The sequence below is a fragment of the Spongiibacter sp. C9W genome, assembly GCF_057370015.1.
Map to the genome: position 1 here is coordinate 1,647,790 of NZ_CM170672.1, position 20,917 is coordinate 1,668,706.

At 56.7% G+C, this 20,917-nt stretch carries 15 protein-coding genes; 10 read left to right on the top strand and 5 right to left on the bottom strand.

What is annotated here, in order from left to right; genetic code table 11:
• Positions 1–110: 110 nt before the first annotated feature.
• The gene (locus AC2Q8J_RS07810) at positions 111–2,513 is read left to right on the top strand and encodes a neutral/alkaline non-lysosomal ceramidase N-terminal domain-containing protein (protein WP_486452574.1); all 2,403 of its coding nucleotides are present in this window, start codon (positions 111–113) and stop codon (positions 2,511–2,513) included.
• A gap of 73 nt (positions 2,514–2,586) precedes the next feature.
• Here the strand turns inward: AC2Q8J_RS07810 and AC2Q8J_RS07815 are convergent, their stop codons facing one another.
• Complete coding sequence (locus AC2Q8J_RS07815; protein ID WP_486452575.1) at positions 2,587–3,126, bottom strand: hydrolase; 540 nt, start codon at positions 3,124–3,126, stop codon at positions 2,587–2,589.
• Between the two features lie 78 nt (positions 3,127–3,204).
• A complete protein-coding gene (locus AC2Q8J_RS07820; RefSeq protein ID WP_486452576.1) occupies positions 3,205–6,210 on the bottom strand; it encodes an ImpA family metalloprotease in 3,006 nt (1,001 codons plus the stop codon).
• Between the two features lie 210 nt (positions 6,211–6,420).
• On the opposite strand from AC2Q8J_RS07820, the gene AC2Q8J_RS07825 reads away from it, so the two are divergent.
• Both AC2Q8J_RS07825 and AC2Q8J_RS07830 read left to right on the top strand, forming a co-directional pair.
• Positions 6,421–7,689 (top strand): O-acetylhomoserine aminocarboxypropyltransferase/cysteine synthase family protein, encoded by a 1,269-nt coding sequence (locus AC2Q8J_RS07825; protein ID WP_286694273.1) that lies wholly within the window; start codon positions 6,421–6,423, stop codon positions 7,687–7,689.
• A gap of 116 nt (positions 7,690–7,805) precedes the next feature.
• The gene (locus AC2Q8J_RS07830; RefSeq protein WP_486452577.1) at positions 7,806–8,930 is read left to right on the top strand and encodes an alpha/beta hydrolase family protein; all 1,125 of its coding nucleotides are present in this window, start codon (positions 7,806–7,808) and stop codon (positions 8,928–8,930) included.
• Positions 8,931–8,954: 24 nt separating this feature from the next.
• On the opposite strand, the gene AC2Q8J_RS07835 is transcribed toward AC2Q8J_RS07830, so the two are convergent.
• Complete coding sequence (locus AC2Q8J_RS07835; protein WP_286837573.1) at positions 8,955–9,374, bottom strand: BLUF domain-containing protein; 420 nt, start codon at positions 9,372–9,374, stop codon at positions 8,955–8,957.
• Positions 9,375–9,443: 69 nt separating this feature from the next.
• Positions 9,444–10,403, bottom strand: coding sequence for an AraC family transcriptional regulator (locus AC2Q8J_RS07840; RefSeq protein WP_486452578.1), 960 nt, complete (start codon positions 10,401–10,403; stop codon positions 9,444–9,446).
• A gap of 97 nt (positions 10,404–10,500) precedes the next feature.
• Here AC2Q8J_RS07840 and AC2Q8J_RS07845 point away from each other — a divergent pair, with 97 nt between their 5' ends.
• From AC2Q8J_RS07845 to AC2Q8J_RS07875, 7 genes are all read left to right on the top strand, one after another.
• On the top strand, positions 10,501–11,823 hold the full coding sequence (locus AC2Q8J_RS07845; protein ID WP_486452579.1) for a flavin-containing monooxygenase: 1,323 nt from the start codon (positions 10,501–10,503) through the stop codon (positions 11,821–11,823).
• Entirely contained in the window at positions 11,813–12,715 is a 903-nt protein-coding gene (locus tag AC2Q8J_RS07850) for a bile acid:sodium symporter family protein (RefSeq protein ID WP_486452580.1), read from the top strand. Before AC2Q8J_RS07845 ends, AC2Q8J_RS07850 begins: the two co-directional genes overlap by 11 nt.
• Positions 12,708–13,640, top strand: coding sequence for an SDR family oxidoreductase (locus tag AC2Q8J_RS07855; protein WP_486452581.1), 933 nt, complete (start codon positions 12,708–12,710; stop codon positions 13,638–13,640). The genes AC2Q8J_RS07850 and AC2Q8J_RS07855 overlap by 8 nt, the downstream gene beginning before the upstream one ends.
• Positions 13,637–14,422 (top strand): SDR family NAD(P)-dependent oxidoreductase, encoded by a 786-nt coding sequence (locus AC2Q8J_RS07860; RefSeq protein WP_372879565.1) that lies wholly within the window; start codon positions 13,637–13,639, stop codon positions 14,420–14,422. The genes AC2Q8J_RS07855 and AC2Q8J_RS07860 overlap by 4 nt, the downstream gene beginning before the upstream one ends.
• A complete protein-coding gene (locus AC2Q8J_RS07865; RefSeq protein WP_027874923.1) occupies positions 14,422–15,153 on the top strand; it encodes a sulfite exporter TauE/SafE family protein in 732 nt (243 codons plus the stop codon). Before AC2Q8J_RS07860 ends, AC2Q8J_RS07865 begins: the two co-directional genes overlap by 1 nt.
• Before the next feature lie 50 nt (positions 15,154–15,203).
• Entirely contained in the window at positions 15,204–17,567 is a 2,364-nt protein-coding gene (locus AC2Q8J_RS07870; protein ID WP_486452582.1) for a TonB-dependent receptor, read from the top strand.
• A 116-nt stretch (positions 17,568–17,683) separates the two neighbouring features.
• Positions 17,684–18,691, top strand: coding sequence for a cytochrome-c peroxidase (locus tag AC2Q8J_RS07875; protein ID WP_486452583.1), 1,008 nt, complete (start codon positions 17,684–17,686; stop codon positions 18,689–18,691).
• Positions 18,692–18,756: 65 nt separating this feature from the next.
• Here AC2Q8J_RS07875 and AC2Q8J_RS07880 read toward each other — a convergent pair whose 3' ends face one another.
• Positions 18,757–20,907 carry a PQQ-dependent dehydrogenase, methanol/ethanol family gene (locus AC2Q8J_RS07880; RefSeq protein ID WP_486452584.1) on the bottom strand — a complete coding sequence of 717 codons (2,151 nt, stop codon included), beginning with the start codon at positions 20,905–20,907 and terminating at the stop codon, positions 18,757–18,759.
• Between the last annotated feature and the right edge of the window lie 10 nt (positions 20,908–20,917).

Here is a 20,917-nt window from a genome sequence, read left to right on the forward strand (position 1 = left end):
CAGTCACAACATAAAAGTAACCTAAGAACTTAGGCGCTATAACTCACCGCACGCACATCGCGCAAGAGCCAGCGCAGAGAACCAGTCTCGCCCCCAAAAAAGGATTTACCATGCCTGCCAATTCATCACTGGCCAAGCCACTAATCTACGCTTTTAGCCTATTGCTTGTCGCCTGCGGGGGAAGCAGTTCCAGCAGCAAAAATTCACCGGCAAGCGAGCAGGTGAACCGTTTTGTCGACGCAGAGCGAGCGCAATGTATGCGCGATAGTGAGTACTTAAACGTTGGGGAAGGCATCGACGCCCCCAGCAAAACGCTCGCGATTACCCCAGCGGCCGCAGGCACCGCTACCGGCAAACCCACCGGGAGTTGCGCTGACAATAACGAGTACCGTTTCGGTTCAGGCATTCACGACATCACCGGGCCCGTTGCCAATACCAGCGGCATGGGCTGGGAGAGCCCTACCCAGGTTCTCAGCGGTCTGCATCAGCGCCAGTACGCTCGCGCCTTCGCCATCGAGTCCCCCTGCAACGGCAAGCGCGTATTATTCATGTCCACCGACACCGGCATGGTATTTGGCTCCATGCGTCAGGCTGTGTTGCGCGAAGTTGCCCAAGACCCAGAGCTGTCTCAACACTATGGGCCCGACAATATCATGCTGTCAGCGACTCACACCCACCAGGGGCCGGCGGGGTACTCCCACTACGAGGGCTTTAATACCTTCCACTTTGGCTTTGACAAGCTGGTGCTCGACACGATCGTCAACGGTATGATGGCCGCACTGAGAATGGCCCACCAAAATATCCAGGCGCACCCAGAGACCGCCCCTATTCAGTTAGCGGTAGACGAACTCTTAAATACCAATATCAACCGCTCCTTGATTGCCTTTGAGCAAAATAGCCAGCAAGAACGTGAGGAATTTATCAATACGCGCGGTGAAGAGATCACTGTCGACAAGCGCGTCGTGCAGCTGAATATGGTGCGCAAAAGCGGCTCAGCTGTCGGTGTTATCAACTGGTTTGGCGTCCACCCAACCGTGCTCGGCTCAGAACTGGACTTAGTCAGTTCAGATATCAAGGGCTATGCATCGCTCGGCTTCGAACGCATTATGAATACTCGCTACGGCGAAACCGGCAATGGCGAAGACAACTTTGTCGCGGCCTTCGCTCAAAAGGATGAGGGCGATGCCTCGCCGAATATCTTTATTGTTGAACGTCCCCACCCCGACCCAACGCGTGGCGGCGGCGCCGACCCCTACGAGTCCAACGCCATCTCGGGGACAAAACAGCTCGCCAAAGCGCTGGATCTTTTCCAAACAGGCAAGGCGCTGAACGGCCCTATCGACTACCGCTTTTTCCACGTAAAAATGGACGAGGTCAGCGTTACTGACCCAGCCGTTCTCAATGCGCTTAACCACCCAGCGGAGCTGGATGCCGAAGAAATTCGCACGTGCTTGGCGGCAGTTGGCCCTGCCTTTGGTGCAGGTGCCGAAGACGGCCCCGGCTTCACTCGCGAAGGAATTAGCTGCGACAGCGACCCCGACCTCATCGCGGCAGCACTTAGCGATATCGCAACGGCAACACAGGGTTTGATACCGCCAACACTGCTATCCAATGCGGTGCTGTGCAACCTTGACCAACTGCCTCTTCTCGATCTCTCCTGCCACGCCGAGAAGCCCATCCTCATTCCACTTGGCCCACCACTTTCCGCTGAGCCCAGCATCGTTCCTTTCCAGCTATTCCGCATGGGGAATCTAGCGATTCTCGGTATTCCCTGGGAAGTGACCACGATGTCGGCGCGACGCATTCAAAAACAACTATTCCCGCTGTTGGCGCCAGTGGGCATCGACACCATTGTCGTCGCCGGTTTGGTCAACGAGTACTCCCACTACCTGACAACCCGCGAGGAATACTCAGTTCAACAGTATGAAGGTGGGTCGACTATCTTTGGCCCATGGTCTTTGGCTGCCGTGGAACAAGAAAGCCGGCGTCTGGCGCGCTCACTTGCCGAGGGCCAGGCCTCGCCCGAGGGGCCAAGCTACGTTGATGGCTCGCCAATTTTGATTCGCCTGCCCTATATTCCCAGTGACTTACCGGGCCTGGGCAAAAGCTATGGCGATGTTGTTACCGACGCGCCCAGCAGTGCGGCGCCCGGCGACACCGTTACCGCCAGCTTCCAGGCCGGCCACCCACGCAATGATCTGAAAATACAATCCAGCTACGTGTATGCCGAACGCCTGGGAGAAGACCAACAATGGCAGGTTGTCGCTACCGACAAAGACCCCGAGCTGCTGTTCTCGTGGCAGCCTCTATTGCCCTCGCCACTACCCATAGAGCTACCGGAAGTTGGCCCCTCTACGGCTGAGGTCACTTGGCATATCCCCCGCAACACGCCCGCGGGCACGTACCGCCTGCGTCATGAAGGTGCCGCACAAACGCTGGTATTACCAAAACAAACCTACTCGGGGGTGTCGAGCAGTTTCACCATCTCCGAACCTATCTCAAACTGCCCCTAAGCACTTGCCCGACCTCTGTTTCCACAGAGGCCGGGCATCGCCGTGATATTGATCCGAAAGGTACGTTGGCGTGCTATTTCATCAGTGGCAACATGGCTTTGAACTCTGGCCGCGCCGAATCCTTCAACAGCTCGTAAACCGCCATCTCAACGCTACTTAGCCCCGCACCATGCTCATGCATTTTTTGCAAAGCGAGCTGGTGATTACTAGCGGCTCGAGAGGATACTGCATCACTAATAACCTCTACCTGATAACCCCGCTGCAACATACCCACCACGGTTTGATACACACAGATGTGTGCCTCAATGCCACACACCATCCACTGCTTGCGACCGGAGGCTTCAAGGGGCTGAAGTGTTGATTCACAATCGCAGACACTAAACGTCGACTTAATGTGCGGCGTTAAGTCTACGAGTAATTCCGATAATTCCTCGACGGTTTCACCAAGCCCTTGTGGGTACTGCTCTATCCAAACGATAGGCACTGACAGTATTTGGCAGGCGCGAATCATCCGCCTTATATTGGCGATCATCGCTTCGCTGTCGTGCATCATACGTGCAAGCTTGCCCTGCACATCAATAATCAATAAACCGGCGTCGTGCTCATCCAACATGGGCGCCCTCTCCTCTGGCATGTGAATACCACAGGGTAAGGGTTTTCAACGCCCAGTTCAGCTGGATTAGACCAAGGTCTAATCCATTGCCATCGACGCTGGCTGGAAATTACTACAGTAGTCGCGGGCCCCGCTATCGAAGTAGCGCAGCGGCATGCTTGGATAAGCAAAACTGGCCACCTGCGCAGCAGCCTTATCACTGATGGCTAAGCCCCACATTGCCAGGTATTCACGCATATCTCGCGAGGTACTCTGTGACAGCGCAATGGCCAACCAATTATTATTTGAAAGTGCGCGCGCCTCGGCGCGGGAGTAGGAAGAAAAGCCCAAGGCCTCACGCTCTGCCAGCCAGCTTTCGTCACTGTTGTCAGCACGATTAAAAATGCGATCCATAATGTGTAGGCGAGCCAGCAAGTGCCAGCCATCACTGAGCACACCTTCTGCCTGAGCCGACATCATCATTTGTATTATTATCGCTACGCCCTCAGACCAGCCGTTCAATTGTCGACGCTGCATATCTGCGAAGGGGTCCGCACTGGCGCGGCTTTCAAGCAAGGCTTGCTTTAACGAATCAAACGGCAGTGCCTGACACCCGGGGCCCTCACCCGTGTCGAGAAAATACTGCGATTTAGCATAGTAGGAGTAGGGATTAGTGCTGGCATGGCCGTCCCAACCCGCGAATCTAAAGCGCCCACGCTCTAAGCCATGACCCAATTCGTGTAGGTCACCGTGCCCTATCGGATTAAAAGACCAGTACGCATCGTAGGGATTTCCGGAACAACCGTAGCCGCACGTCGCTTGGTCGGCGTTCATATGCTTCACCATATCGATGGTGTCTAGCTGCCAACCCCGTTGCTCAGCGAATTGGTGAATCTCGCTGACACGGTCTATTCCCTCTCCTTGAAAGCCCGCCAGTACATGAGCAAAGTTATACATATAGCGCTCCGTCGCTTGGGCCAGCTCGGCGGCGCTGCGCCACTCGGCGATAGAGCTGCGCATTTTTTCCAGCTTGGAATGCACTTCAAAGCCCGGTGTGGAGAGTTCTGCCCAGTCATAGTCGCCACGTGCCATCGCGGCGGCAAAATCGGCATTGTCACCCTCTCCCGCCCAGTAAGGGTGCTCTCCCACCTCGCTGAATTCAAACTCTACCTGCTCGTCATTGCGGTCAAAGCCAATCTGGATAGGGCCGCCGTAGGCAGAGGTAAATCGCAAGGTCTGACCGGGCGCCAGCGCCAAAGCCTGACCCCGCAAAAATTTCGGACGCGAATAAGCATTCTCATTGAAGGGGTGGGTCGCGCCACTGCGCAGGGTATTCACAAAAATGGTGGTGGCTACCGCAGCGCTGTCGATTCGCCTAACTGTCACCGTTCTGCCGGGCAACGCGTAGACACCCGCCGCACGAAAGTGCCGCCGACTAGTTAGCTTCACCCTGCGGCTAACTGGCCGAATGTGGCTGAAGTCACTGCGGCTAAAGTTCCCCATATCAGCCGGTACTGGATTAATATCCCGGCGCTGATACTGAACATGGTCGGCAAAATACCCCTGCAAAAACACCGGTGTCGGGGTTGTCAGTTTATCCATGGGAAAGCGCACTGTCTGCCGATAGCTATCAGCCAATAACAACAGCGACTTGTAATAACGCATTCCACCGCGATCAAAGAGTGGCTGAGACTGGCTATCCAGTTGCCGGAAAAACTGCTGCGCATACTCCGCCGCCTCACCGAACTCCTGAGCATACCCACTCTCGGCAGGGCAGCTTTTATCTGCACAGAGGCCCAAATCCACGCTGAAATCACCGGATTCAAACCGGGCAATGAGGCTATTAATCGCCTCCACTTCTACTGGAACACGATCTAGTTGCCCCCTCACGTCATAGCCCTCAACACTGAGCCGCCGCCAGTAATTATCGCCCGCATAGGTCACGCCAAGCTGCTCGAAGATCGCCTCTCCCAGTGGCTTAAGGTCGCCATCGTGATGCATATATAAAAGTGGTTTACCTTCCGCCAACCACTGTTCAATCGCTCTGCGAGCGTCGTCGCCCGCCGCTCCTTCAGCAGATACTTGCGAGACAATCAGTAGGTCGGGCTGCGCTGCCAAACAGCCTGCCAGTTCCGAACCATCGCAGCTTTGAGGCTCATTGTAGGCCACTTGCTCGGGGTAGTTTTCCTCCAGCCACTGCCGGGTAGCAACGCGGTCTGGGAAATAGTAGCTTTGACTCATCTGGGCAATCACTACGTTAAATGTCGCCCGCGTGTCGCCGCCCCGCAACCAGTCCACGCTGTTGCGCAGCCATTGCTGCATCTGGCTATTTACCGCTGCGCTATCGCGATAGACATTGCGCATTGGATTACTCGCCAGCGCGACGAAAGCGGCATTGCGGTTCTTCCCCGCCTGCTCACCTGCGACAGCCAAGCCCTGCGATTGCACCGTGTAATCTGAGTGCGTTACCGAATTGCTAAACAGGAGCGTCGTATTCTCACCAAACGTGGCGGTCAGCAGCCCTGCATCGTGAGTCGGGTTCCAAGACACATCCGTCAAGCTACTGCCATCGCTGCGCGCCTGCCCGTGAATGTCTAAGTTAAACAACTGTTGACGCTGTATCGCGCCTTGCGCCACAGCGTCATTGGATGCCGCCTGCATGCTGTCGATAAAACGCTGTGGCCGGTCAACATAGCGCGCATCACCGGTACGCAGTGCCTGTTCCAATGGCTCAAAGGCAACATCAATCACAAACTCTACTGTCGCGGTCGCGCGGCCATCGCTCGCGGTCAAGGTGATCAATTCACCGCGCCCCACATCGCTTGCGGTCGGCACACCGCTCAAGACATGCGTGGATTCGTCAAAGTTTAACCACCCGGGCAGTCCCACAGCCCTTACCGTCACCGCATCACCATCGGGGTCGATCACCGTGGGCGAGAAGGAAAAAGCCTGCCCCTCTTGAGCGATGCCTGGCTGCCCCTGAATCTGTGGGGGCTGATTCCCGGCTGCCGGTGCAGGCTGGCCGCCGTCACTTCCACTGGAACCACCACCGCCACATGAAGCGAGTGTTAGTAGCATCAGAAAAATCTGTGGATTGAACTTCACGGCGAAACGTCTCCAAACACGCAGCACTGCACAAGGGCCGCAATGCTAAGTTTATTTTATTGTGCTTAAGCCTAGCGGAAATGCGTTTGAACAACTGCGACATGTCACCCAGTTCACATCGAGCCGGCGCACCAAAAGGTGGCATCCACAGATAGGTGCGGTATATTCACAGGCTTTGCCCCACCGGGACGTTTTACCAGAGGGATATTTATGCGCGACGAAACCATTGCACTGCATCACGCCTACGAGCCAGATAATCAAAATGCCGTTGCCGTGCCGATCCACCAAACCTCGTCTTACTCGTTTGACAGCGCCCAGCACGCGGCCGACCTGTTCGACCTCAAGGTGGCTGGCAATATCTACAGCCGTATTATGAACCCGACATGCAGTGTGCTTGAGCAGCGTATTGCCGCCCTCGAAGGCGGTGTCGGCGCCCTGGCAATGGCCTCAGGCATGGCAGCGATTACCGCCGCCATCCAAACCATCGCTGAAGCTGGTGATAACTTTATTACCATTAGCGAACTGTACGGCGGCACCTACAACTTATTTGCCCACACCCTGCCTCGCCAGGGCATTGAAGCGCGCTTTGTCGACAAGGACGACTTCGATGGTATGGCGGCGCAAATCGATGCGCGCACCAAGGCCATTTACTGTGAGTCCATCGGCAACCCCTCTGGCAATATCGTTGATATTCGCCGCCTGGCTGATTTAGCTCACGCCCACGGCCTTCCCTTAATTGTCGACAACACAGTGCCGTCACCCTTTGTGTTGAAGCCCATTGAGCATGGTGCCGACATCGTTATCCACGCCGCTACCAAATACATTGGAGGTCATGGCACCAGTATTGGCGGCCTGATTGTCGACTCAGGCAAATTCCCCTGGGCTGAACACGCCGAGCGCTTCTCACTGCTGACGACACCTGATGTGTCGTACCACGGCGTAAATTACGCCAAGGATGTTGGCGAAGCGGCATTCATCACCCGTGCCCGCGTAGTGCCGCTGCGCAATATGGGCGCCGCGATGAGCGCCTTCAATGCCTTTCTGTTTTTACAGGGGCTGGAGACGCTGGCGCTGCGCATGGAACGCATTAATGACAACACGCTAGCCATTGCCCAATTCCTACAGGACCACCCCAAGGTCAACTGGGTTAGCTACGCGGGCCTACCCAACCACCGCGATCACGCGCTGGCCAAGCAGTATATGAAGGGTCAGGCGTCGGGCATCCTCAGCTTCGGCATTGACGGTGGCCGCGAAGCCGGCGCGCGTTTTTACGATGCCTTGCAACTGATTATCCGGCTGGTAAATATCGGCGATGCCAAGAGCTGTGCGGCTATTCCCGCCTCTACAACTCACCGCCAGCTCAGCGACGAAGAATTACTAAAAGCCGGTGTTAGTGCCGACATGGTGCGCCTGTCGATTGGTATCGAGCACATCGACGACCTGAAGGCCGACTTAAGCCAGGCACTAGAGCACGCGTAGCGTGCTCAAGGCGGCAGACATTGACACAAATTATAAATACCGTGCAATAATCATCGGCCAGTCATTTTAATAATAAGCAGGGCGCCTACGCGCCCGGCAAACAACGGTGGCCGCCTATGACGTTTCTTCGATGTAGCGCAGCGATTGCTGCGCTCCTTGTCGCCGCTTGCAATAACAGCAGCGATAGCCAAACCCAAAGTGACAATGCCATTGTCGAGACCTTTGTCACAGCGTCTCAGCACACAATAAGTCCCCTGGATATCAACCCCTCGTGCGCCCCCGACAGCGCGTCGAACTCGCCACTGCCTGAAGGGCTGCTGGTATTTAAGCGCGGCGAACAGCCTACCCGGCTCGTGGTGTTTAGCCATGGCATCGGCCACACCGTCCAGGCTAGCTGGCTGCCCCACATGCGGCGCGAATTGCGCCTAGCCCAGCACTATGAAAACAGCCCTGGCGGCGTTGCTTTTGTGGCCACCGACTACCGCGACAACCTGGGCTTTCCCACGCTACGCGGAGCCTATGACACCATTGCCGCCACAGAGTATGCACTGGAAAAATTTCCCTCCATCGACACGGTATACCTGTTTGGCGTGTCGATGGGCGGCGCAGTTTCGGGCACCGCCATCGTCGAATCAGCCACCATCAGTGACGACGGCAAGGCGCTGTATGACTATTGGATTACCGCAGAGGGCGTCAGCCAACTCGTCGAAACCTATGGCGAGGCAAAGGCCGCCGCAGAGGCAACCGGCAATGCCACCGCCATGGCGGCAGCAGCGGGCATAGAACGCGACACCGGCGGCACACCGGCAGAGTGCCCACTGGCCTATCAACGTCGCTCCCCCGCCTTGCACGCGGCGCAAATGCAACTGGGTGGCGTACAGGCCGCTACGGTTATTCACCCGGTCAACGATGGCTTAGTGCCCCACAACCAGGGCCGCGAGATGGCAGGTGCTTTGACGACGGCGGGCATCGCTACACAGTTTTTCACGGTGGTGGGCATTCCCGAGGGCCAAGACCCCGGCACAACCGGCACAGGCACTCTCGGCGCGGGGGAGGCAGATGGTATGCTCAATTTAGCCGGCCACGGCAGTGAGGCCGATGCCACCCATCCCGTGATGCGCACCGCCTTTGAGCAGTTGCGCAAAATGCTGGACGGACAGTACAACACTGAAGTGCCCTATTTCGAGTGTATCGTCGACCATCGCGCCCCTGAAGACAGCTGTCAGGTCGATCAATTTTAGTCCGCCCCCATCAGTGAGCAGGCCTCACAGCATCGGTGCGGATGTCGCCATCTGTTTAAGCAGGCGATAGCAGCTTTCACCAGACATTCGATAAGCATTGAAGTCGCTCACCGGCGAGAACTGCCGATAAAGGTCGCGTGTTTTCTGCGTCTCTGCGATGTAGCCCATTTGCCAGGCGCTAAAATCCCGCTCGGCAATTTCACGATAATCGAGCAAAACCGGGTTTGTGTGACGCGAGTCGTTGAGAATACGGTGGTAGATTGCGTTGATATTACTGCGGGAGCCCTCCAGGCACTGGAGGAAATAACGGCTGTTAAAAAACAACACCCCCGTAACATTCAGTGCGGCATTGCGCTCGCGGGCCACACTCAAGATACTTTCAATATCGAGTTGGTCGAAGCCTTCAACAACCTCACTGGTATAAATCAAACGGGCTAAAAACATAATAGCGCTCCGCAGTCAGAGCCTCTTATGAAGACACAAGCGGTGATGCAGGTTGATACGTAGTTACCGTCACTGCTCGCGATACTGCGAAGGGGTTTGCCCCGACCAGCGCTTAAAGGCCTTTGCAAAGGCGCTCTCATCCGAGAAACCTAACTCCTCTGCTATGCCCGACACCTGCTCACCACGTTGCAATCGCTCTTCCGCCATTTTTTGTAACAAGCTGCTGCGCAACAGCTTGAAAGTGACGCCCTCATGCTGGAGCTTACGTACCAAGTGGCGACCACTCATACCCAGTGCTTCGGCCACTCGCTCCTTACCCCACTGAGGCTGCTGGCGAAGCATTCGCTGCACGGCCATGCTGTATTCGCCCCGCTCCATGTCCTGCAACAGTTTATCGGCCAGCTTTTTCAGCTGGTCTCGAATCTCAGTATTTGCCTGGATAAGCGGCGTGGCAACTAAGGCGGGGTCGAAAACCAGCGCATCCTCGGGTGCGTCAAACTGCAGCGATGCACCCAGCATGCGCTGATAGTCGGCCATAGGCGCGGCAGCGGCCGAGGTAAATTGTAGACATCGCACCGCAAACTCCCCACCACTAACCCAACGCGCTAAATTCAGTACGCAGGCCAGCACCGCTTCTACGCGCTGGCGGCGGCAAGTTTGATAATGGGGCTGATAGATTAACAGGCAGTTGCCACCAGCGTGACGCAGAGCAAAGTCGCCCCCTTCGCCCACAATGGGGTGATATTCCAGTAGCAGGTCGAGTGCCTCGCCGAGGGTTTCGCAGCTCATCAGAAGCATGCCGACAAGGTCCAGGTGGCCGACCTGCAATCCCAGGCCAAGCTGTAAACCGACTAAGGGGTCATCAACGGCATCGCAGTAGGCCTGCCACAACTGATCTTGCACCGCCAAAGGCGTGCGCCCGGTTTCCGGCACACGACGACTCAACGCGGGAGGAAGCTCAATACCCCGGCGCTCGGCGGCCTGCAACAAGCCTTGGGTAAACCGCAATGTGACGGTGGGTTCGGTCATAGTCCTGAATTGGCAGATTGCCGTCCTGAAAAAGCCGTTACGCGCAATAGCTGTTCAATTAAGCTGTATTGCAATAATGATAACAAGAGTATGTGCTATGTACGCATTAATTGGCGCTGGCCCGATGGGCTTGGCGGCGGCCCGGAATTTACAAAAGTACGACATCCCCTTTACCGGATTTGAGCTGCACAGCGATGTTGGCGGCCTGTGGGACATCGACAATCCGCACAGCACTATGTACGACTCGGCCCACTTGATCTCGTCGCGCCACATGACCGAGTTCAAAGAGTTCCCCATGGCCAAAAGCGGTGCACCCTATCCGCATCACAGCGAACTGCGCCAGTATTTCCGAGACTTCGCCCAGCACTTCCGCCTCTACCCTCACTACCGATTTCACACCAAAGTGATTGATGCTAGCCCGCTCGACAATGGCGGCTGGCGGATCGTTAGCGAGCAGCATGGCAAGCGCCATATCGAAGACTTCGACGGCCTGCTAATCGCCAATGGCACCCTGCATCACCCCAACGCACCAGCGCTGCCCGGTGAATATACTGGTGAGCTAATGCACTCCGCAGACTACCGCAATGCCGAGGTCTTTGCCGGCAAGCGGGTATTAATTGTCGGCTGCGGCAACTCCGCCTGCGACATTGCCGTGGATGCCGTGCACCGTGCCAAATCTGTGGACGTATCGGTGCGCCGCGGCTACTACTTTCTTCCCAAGTTTATCGCTGGCCGCCCCACCGATACGTTAGGCGGTCTGATCCCGCTACCGAGGCCAATAAAACAGCGCCTTGACGCGTTGATGATTCGCCTTGCGGTGGGCAAACCCTCGGACTACGGCCTGCCCGATCCCGACTACAAAATGTATGAGTCACACCCGGTGATCAACTCACAGATGCTGCATCACCTCGGCCATGGCGACATCACCGCCCGTGGCGACATTGCCAACACTAACGGTCTGAGTGTCGAGTTCAGCAATGGCGAATGCGCCGACTACGACCTGATTTTGCAGGCGACTGGTTACCAGCTCCACTATCCATTTATCGACCGCAAGCACCTCAACTGGCAAGACGGCGGTGCGCCCTCACTGTATTTAAATGTGTTCCATCCCGAGCACCGCAATTTGTTTGTGATGGGCATGATTGAAGCAACGGGGCTTGGCTGGGAGGGTCGTAGCGAGCAGGCCGAGATGGTTGCTCTGTATATTCGTCAGCAATTAGCCGGCGGCAAAGCCGCGCTGCAACTCGAACGCGACATTGCCCGCCACTGCGGCCAGCGCCTCGATGGGGGTTATCGCTACTTACAGCTCGAGCGCATGGCCTATTACGTGCACAAAGACAGCTATCGCCGCAGCGTGAATCGGCATATTCAACAACTGCAGCGCGATCTGCCACAGAGCGACGCCGCATATGTACGCTGATATTCAAGTCGCGTTCAGCCCCCAGAGCCTAATCCTGCTTAACGGGATTCTAGCGGGCATGATCTTTGGTGTGTCCATGGGCCTGCGCCGTAACGACTTCGTTCGCGTATTGCGGCAACCCCACGCGCCCGCTGCCGGCTTGGTGGCACAGTTTCTTCTGCTGCCAGCGGCGACCTGCCTGGCGACAATCGCCTTCGCCGTGCCGGCAGAATTAGCACTGGGTATGATACTCATCGCCTCCTGCCCTGGCGGGACATTCTCCAATATTATGACCTGGCTGGGCCGCGCCAGTGTGCCCGTCTCAGTCAGCATGACCGCCGTTTCGAGCTTGGCGGCCATCGTGATGACTCCCCTTAATTTTGGCCTTTACGCGCAACTCAACCCCGCCACCCGAGAGTTGCTGCGCGGCATTTCTCTGGAGCCAATGAATATCTTGCTGCTGGTCGCATTGGTATTAGTGCTGCCCATGCTGCTGGGCATGGCCGTTGGCAAACGCCACCCTGAATGGGCCACCCGCGCCGAAAAGCCCATGCGCGCGGTCACCCTGCTGGTGTTTCTGTGCTTTGTCGTGATCGCCTTCTCCCGCAACCAGCAGCTATTTATGGAGTACGCCGACCGCATCTTGCTGCTTGTTGCCCTGCAAAACGCTGGCGCACTGCTACTTGGCGACTTGGCAGGGCGCGTTATCAAACTTCCCCAGGCCGAGCGCCGCGCCGTCACCATGGAGGTCGGCATACAAAATTCAGCACTCGGCCTGTCGATCATTTTCACATTTTTCCCCCAGGCGGGCGGCATGATGCTTATCGCAGGCTTCTGGAGCTTCTGGCATTTGGCTGCCGGCCTTTGTTTGGCTTTTTACTGGTCGCGCAGCGCGGAGACTGTCCATGCCTAAACGTATTCTCATTACCGGCGCCGGCGGCTATATCGGTCGCCAACTCAGCGAGCGACTCAGTGAAGATTACACCGTGATTGGCGTTGATATTCGCCCTACTGACGACGCGAATCACATCCAGTGCGATATTCGCGACCCGAAGCTGGCTGACATTCTGAGCGAGCACCAGGTCAGCCACGTTGTGCACCTCGCCTCAGTACTCGAAGCCAGCGGCGACGAGCAGCGCGACTACGATATCGACGTAAACGGCACGCGCAATGTTGTGCAATGTTGCTTGAAGGCCGGTGTACAACACCTCACCGTCACCAGCTCCGGCGCGGCCTATGGCTACCACCCCGACAACCCCAGCTGGATCGATGAAAGCGACCCGCTGCGCGGCAACGACGAATTTGCCTATGCCCGCCACAAGCGTTTGGTTGAAGAGTATTTAGCCGAGCAGCGCCGCGCGCACCCGGAGCTCAAGCAGCTCATTTTGCGCCCAGGCACAGTACTGGGGCGCCAAACCCGCAATCAGATTACCCAGCTCTTTGAAAAGAAACGCCTGTTGGCTATTCGCGGCTCTGACTCGCCCTTTGTCTTTATTTGGGACGAAGACCTCCTTCGGATTGTGGAGAAAGGCATTATTGAATCCCAGGTGGGCGTGTTTAATCTCGCCGGTGACGGCGCCCTGCGCATTGATGAAGTGGCCGAGCGTTTAAACAAGCCCCTGTTGCGCCTACCTGCGGCGCTGCTTAAAACCGCCCTCGCAGTGGGTCATCGACTCGGCCTAAGCCGCTATCGGCCCGAGCAGATTAACTTTTTGCGCTATCGCCCGGTACTGAGCAATCGCCGCTTGAAAGAAGAGTTTGGCTATCAACCGCAGTTGAGTTCAGCGCAAGTATTGGAACTGTTTATCGACCACGCCCGCGCCCGGGGGCAGCTATGAAGACAGTACTCATTACTGGTGCCGCCAGCGGTCTAGGCTGGGCGATGGCGCAACAGTTTTATCAACGCGGTGACTGTGTGTGGCTCGTCGACCGCGACGCCGAGGGACTGCAGCAACGCAGCGCAGCACTCGGCAACGAGCGTGTGCACACCGTTGTTGCCGACCTTGCCGATACAGCCGCCATCGACGCTGTCGCTCGCGCCATCACCGCAAGCGGACGCTTGGATATCCTGGTGAATAACGCGGGCATTACCCACCGCTCTCTCGCCGGCCACACTGATCCGGCGGTGTTTAAAAAGGTAATGGCCATCGACTGGCAAGCCCCTGTATCCCTTAGCATGGCCTTGCTCCCGCTGCTGCGACGCAGTCGCGGCAGTATCATCAACATCGGCTCAATGGCGGGTTGGATGCCGGTGCTCGGCCGAGCCGCGTATTGCAGCGCCAAGTCTGCGCTGAGCCAGTTCTTTGAAGTACTACGCGGCGAAGAACGGGACAATGGCGTGCACATACTGATGGTCTACCCCGCCTTTGTGAACACCAATATCGAACAAAATGCCCTCGGTGCCGATGGCAACGCTGCGCGGCACGCACGCTCCACCCTCGGCGGCATTGGCGAGCCCGAACCGCTGGCGGCGGCAATTTTACAGGCCGCCGAACGGCGCAAACCACACTTGTTTCCCCATCGCGGCATTTGGCTGGCAAGCTTGTTGTGGCGCGTTGCGCCAACAACCTTCCACCGCCTAATGCGGCGTAAATTTGCCGTGGAACTGGAGCAGCATTAATGGACCCTTGGATTCTCTTGGCGATTTTCGTTTTTGTCGCCTACAGCATTGAAGCGATCACCGGCTTTGGCAGCATTGTTATCGCCCTATCACTGGGCGCGTTGCTGCTACCTATTGAGGCCATGCTACCCGTGCTGGTACCGCTGAATATCTGTATGACGGGCTACCTACTGGCCCGCCACCACCAACACATTCATTGGCCCACCTTGCTTAAGCTGATTCTGCCGTTAATGGTTAGTGGCACCTTGGCGGGCTATCTACTGAGGCCCTGGCTCGGCGATCAGCTTTTGCAATTATTATTTGGCGCCCTGGTCGTCTGGTTTGCGGGGCGCGAGCTGCTGCGCGCCTATCGCGGTTTGAGCAGCCGCCGTCACGGCGCGCTGTGGACACGGGGATGGATGCTGGGCGCCGGGATTACCCACGGCCTCTACGCCTCTGGCGGCCCGTTACTGGTCTATGCATTGACGGGCACCCAACTTGATAAGGCGGCTTTTCGCGCCACACTGATCACCGTGTGGTTCAGCTTAAACAGCTTACTCACCGTCGTCTTCGCCATAGATGGAAGCCTCTACCCCGCGCTACCCAAGGTCGCCGCAATTGCCCCGGTGTTAGTCGCTGGCGTCGTCGTAGGTGAATATCTCCACCACCGGGTAGACGAGCAACGTTTTCGCAATGTGGTTTACGCCCTGCTGCTTTTTACCGGTAGCTTGCTGATCATTACCGGCTTTTAAGCACACCAAAACACAAAAAAAACGATACATAATAAAAACGAGAAAACGCCATGACAACGCACAGCAATAGTAGAACGACCGCCCTAGGCATCCTTGCCTTGGCCCTGCTCAGCCCCAACGCCGAAGCCGAAAACCGCCCTCGCGTTTTAGAGGAAGTGGTCGTCACCGCGCAGAAGAGCCAACAAAGTCTGCAGGACGTTCCAATTTCAATCAGCGCCCTGTCTGGCGACTTTATGCAGGACAACGCCATCGGCGATTTGGTCGCCGTGTCAGCCTACGTACCCAATGTCAGAGTCGAATTCACCAGCCCGTCCTCACCTCAGGTATTCATTCGCGGCTTTGGCACCAACAGTTTTAATCCCAGCTTCGAGCCTGCGGTAGGTCTGGTTCAGGATGAGGTGTTCTACGGTCGCCCCAGCTACTTCAGCGAGTCGATGTATGACCTTGCGCGGGTGGAAGTGCTGCGTGGACCACAAGGCACGCTGTTCGGTAAAAATACGATCGCCGGTGTATTCAATGTCAGCAGCCAAACTGTCCCCGCCAAGGAAGGCAGTGAAGGGAAGCTGAGTTACCGCGACGAAGAATACGGCGAACAACGTCTTGAGGCAGGCGTCGGGTATCGCTTTAGCCCCAGTCTCGGACTGCGCGTGTCAGCCATGAAGTGGCAGCGCGACGGCCGCCTGGAAAACACCAAACTCGAGCGAAAAGAGGACGACCGCGACCAAGACGCGCTGCGAGCAAAGCTCAATTGGCAACCGAGTGAGCGTAGTGAACTGGAGTTGATTGCGCAGCAATCCGTCACCCGCGTTAACTTCTGGCCAAGGCAGTTAATGAAGCTCGACGACGATACTCGGGACTATTTGCAAAACTTCGATCCCGAAATCGAAGATGACCCTTTCAACTTCCAAACCAGCTTTAATGAAGACGGCAAGCTCTACCAGCGCTCAAATAGCCTGGCCCTGCGAGGTAGCTATGACTTTGGTGAAGTGGCTGGCTTATCGCGACTGGACACCACCGCTGTCATCGGCCTGTCCTGGCTGGATGTCGAACAACGACAGGATCTGGATGTCTCCCCCGCCGATTTATTGACCTTGGACGAGGTCGACGATTATCGCCAACAAACTTTCGAATGGCGCTTTAGCGGCGCGGCAGACAGCTTATTTGGGCTAGGTGGGAATGTTGAGTTTATCGGCGGTCTGTATTATTTCCAGAGTGACTTTCGCATCATTGCCGACATTATTGCTGGCCAGGATATTGCCTCCTACGTGCTAACCAAAGATGCCCAACAGCTACTAAGTGGCAGTAGTAATGTGCCCGGCAACCCTTTGGCCGGCACCTTGGCCGCCATCCTGCCGCAATTGACCAACCTACTTCAGGAAACCGATTACTACCGTTTTGACTATCGCCAGGACACCGCCGCCACCGCATTGTTTGGCCAAGTAAGCTGGGATATTAGCGAAAAGTGGGTACTTACACCGGGACTGCGCCTGAACCGGGAAACGAAGAAGTCCACCCCCACTGGCCAAGGCGTGTGCAGCAACCCATTACTGCCCTGCATTACCGCGACCCTCACCGGCGGCCAGGACTACGCCCCCGGCGAGATTGAACGCACTGAAACCCAGTTATCCCCCAAGCTCACACTCAGCTACTTTTTAAACGACGATATTTCCTTTTTCACCAGCCTCTCCCGCGGCTTCAAAAGCGGTGGCGTTAATGCCATTTCCTTCACTGGCGAGCAGCTGGAGTTCGAGCCGGAAGAGGCACAATCTTTCGAACTGGGCCTGCGTAGCCGCTGGCTCGATAACAGCCTACAGCTCAATATGACTGCCTACCGCATGGACTTTGATGACCTTCAGGTTCTTGCATTTAACGGTTTACTGTTCGACGTTACCAATGCCGCGGCTGCATTTTCCGAGGGTATCGAGAGCGAGATTCAGTGGCTCACTCCGTATACCCCGCTCAGTATCAACGCCTCACTGGGCTACCTGCGCGCCCGTTACAAAGAATATGAAAACGGTCCGGCACCCATTAGCGATGGCATCGGTGCCAAACAAGACCTCAGCGGTAAACGCCTGGCTTTCGCGCCGGAGTTAACGGCCACAATAAGCCCAACGCTGGAGTATCAGCTGGGCAGCCTTCTGCTGCGTGCCAGCATGAATATTCAGCATCAGGGCGAGCACTACACTGACACCGACCTGGACGACAATACGCGCATTCCCGACACCACAACCGTCGCCGCAAATCTGACACTGCGCAGTGACGAGCAAGGCTGGGCGCTGACGGTTGGCGGCAAGAATTTAAGTGACGAGCGCAGCCTCAACCAAGTGATTGATACCGCGATGTTCCCGGGCACCTATAACCCAAGCCAAAACCCCGGCCGGAGCGTATTCGCCAGCATGAGCTACCAGTGGTAGGCAGCGACGCTAACCGCTATTGCCAAATCCTATGAGAACGATAGATTTTTAAGATTTAATCTTAGCGATTCGAGCACGTATGATGCCTCCTTAATTTACCCAAGGAAGTAATACCCGTGTTTAACAACAGCGTTAAAAATACCCTCGCGGTCGTCGGCCTGTGCCTTGGCGGCCTTGCTACCAGCGCAACAGCCAACGCCGATGCCGCGCTTCGCGCCCAGGCCCAAGCCTTTTTCAAACCACTGCCCGCGGCAATGCCTGGCAGCGAAAATGACACGCCCGAGCGCATTGCCCTAGGTGAACAGCTCTATTTTGAAACGGCGCTATCGACCAATGGTAGTCAGTCTTGCAACAGCTGCCACCAAGTGGACAACAACGGTGCCGGTGTCGACAACGAGCCCACCTCGCCAGGCGCGCTCGGCGAACGCGGCGGTCGCAACTCACCCACCTCGTTTAACGCCGGCTTTCACATTGCACAGTTCTGGGACGGCCGCGCCGCCGACCTGAAAGCCCAGGCAAAGGGCCCCATTCTCAACCCGGTAGAAATGGCCATGCCCGATGAAGCAACCGCCGAACAGCGGCTGCGTGACGCGGGTTACGCAACAGCCTTCGCCAAGGCCTTTCCCAATGCTGAGCCCGCGCTGAGCTACGACAATATGGCCGAAGCGATTGCCGCCTTCGAGCGCACGTTGATTACCCGCGACCGTTTTGACGAGTTCTTGGCGGGCGACGACCAAGCACTGAACGCAGCGGAAAAGCAGGGCTTGAAAACCTTCATTAGCACGGGCTGCATCGCCTGCCACAGCGGCGCGACACTGGGCGGCACCATGTACCAAAAAATGGGCGTGGTGAATGCCTATGCCAATACCAGCGACATTGGCCGTCAGGAGGTAACCGGCAAGGCGAGCGACCGCTTTGTGTTTAAGGTGCCAGCGCTGCGCGATATTTCACGCACCGCGCCCTACTTCCACGATGGCGCGGCCAAAACGTTGGACGAAGCGGTAAAACAGATGGCGTGGTTACAACTTGGCCGCTCACTCAGCGACGCTGACACGGCGAGCATTGTCACCTTCCTGAACGCATTGGAAAATACCCGGCCAGTGACCTTAAGTTCAGTTAAATAAGTTCAGCGAAATAAGCGCGCAAAAAAACAGCGGCAAGAGCCGCTGTTTTTCCCTCTGCGGATAGGCTATTGTGCAGCGCCCCTTATCAAGCGCTTCTCGCCACGCTCGTGTCCTAAGCGCGCCTGCTCGACAACATAGTGCTTGATCGCGATGGCTTCATCGTTATCAATGAACTCACCTCTCGCGGGCATGCCCATGGAAGCCAACGCACCGTCGCGCACAATCGCAAGCCACGCCTCGTCGAGGTCATTAATGCGGTAACGCAAATCGGAAATCAGCCCCGCACTAATGGCATTGCCGCCGTGACAGACCGCGCAGTAAAGGTTGAACAGCTCACGTCCTTTCGCAATGTCTTCATCGCTTGCCGCCGCCAATGCGGGTTTTGGCAGGGCTTGCTCAACAACCGGGATGCGCGGCAGTTCGGTATTGGCGCCGAGCTTAAAGACCAGCACGCGGCTAATATTGATCATATTCCTGGGGCCAGACACGGCGCCGTAGGGCAGGCCACTGATACCGCCCCAGCCCTGGGCAATAGCAATGTACTGCTCACCATCAAGCTCATAGCTCATCGGTGCAGCCATCAAACCGCCCTGTACATCTTTTTGCCAAAGCAACTTCCCGGTATCGGCCGCGCGGGCGCGAAACTGCCCGTCCAAGTCTCCTTGAAATAGTAAGTTCCCAGCCGTGGACAGCAAGCCGCTGGCCGAGAAGTAGCCGCCCTCAATTCGCCAGGCATCGGTATTGGTGACCGGATCCCTCGCGATCAGCACCGACTGCAGCAGCATTTCACCCATTGCCTTGCGTTGCTCTACCGTCACCTGGTCGGGCACCTCGAGCATTGCTTCAACAGCGTAGTTGGTATTCCAGGTGCCCTTGCGGTCCTTCGCGGAAAAGTCGTCCGAATAGATTGCCCCCGAACTCATTGCCGGAATGTATACCAAGCCCGTTTGCGGGCTGAATGACATGGGCTGCCAATTGTGGGCGCCGCTGGGCGCGGGCCTCACCATGCCCGGGAAAGTACCATCGCGCAGGCCCGCGGCTTCCACCGGCCGCCCCGTTTCCATATCTACATGGCTCGCCCAGTTTACGGGCATGTATTTCTCAGCTGACAATAGTTCGCCGCTGCGGCGATCGAGCACATAAAAGAAGCCGTTTTTCGGCGCTTGCATAATGACCTTACGCTCGACGCCATCAATCTCTAACTCGGCGAGAATCATGTGCTGTGTCGCCGTGTAGTCCCAACTGTCGCCGGGGGTCGTTTGGTAGTGCCAGACATACTCTCCTGTGTCGGCTTTCACGGCCACAATTGACGACAGGAATAAATTATCGCCTTTGCCATCACTGCGCGCTTTGCGGTTCCAGCTCGAGCCATTACCAACCCCAATGTAAAGCAGGTTCAGCTCGGGGTCGTAGGCGAAAGAGTCCCAAGCGGTACCGCCGCCCTTGCCATTTTCCCACCACTTACCGTGCCAGGTTTTGGCGATCATTTTCTGGGTGTCGTCTTCAAAACCCTTAGCCGGATTGCCGGGCACCGTATAAAAACGCCAGTCCAGCTCACCGGTCTTTGCGTCAAAGGCACTCACATAACCGCGAACGCCGAGTTCGGCACCGCCGTTACCAATAATGACGCGGCCGTCGACAATGCGCGGCGCACCGGTAACGGTGTAGGGGTCTTGCTGGTTTATTCGGGTATCCACCTGCCATTGCAGCTCGCCTGTGTGCCTGTCGAGGGCACTCAAGCGGCCATCATAACTGGCGACGTAAACAGCGTTGCCCCAAAGTGCCACCCCGCGGTTAACCCCGTCGCAGCAGCCATTGACGCCGTAGTCCTTGGGAACCTTGGGGTCGAAGTGCCAAAGCAGCGCGCCGTTACGTGCATCAAAGGCGAGTACGTGGCCCCACGACGCCGTTACATATAGCACGCCGTCTGCCATTAGCGGCGTGCTCTCAATGCCGCGACGCGTGGGCAAGTCGGCATACCACGCCAGGCCCAGCTCACTTACCGTGTCATCGTTGATCTGCTTGAGCGGACTAAAACGTTGCTCGGCATAATCACGTCCGTGGCTCACCCACTCACCGGGCGCGGCAGCAATGATTCGTTCAGCATTAACAGGCTGGCTATCAGCGCTGACCTTCGTGTCAACATCGCGGCTACAGCCGCTTAGGGTCATCGCGAGCAGCACAGTACTGCTCAACAGGCGCATTGCAGTCTTCATAGCAATTCCT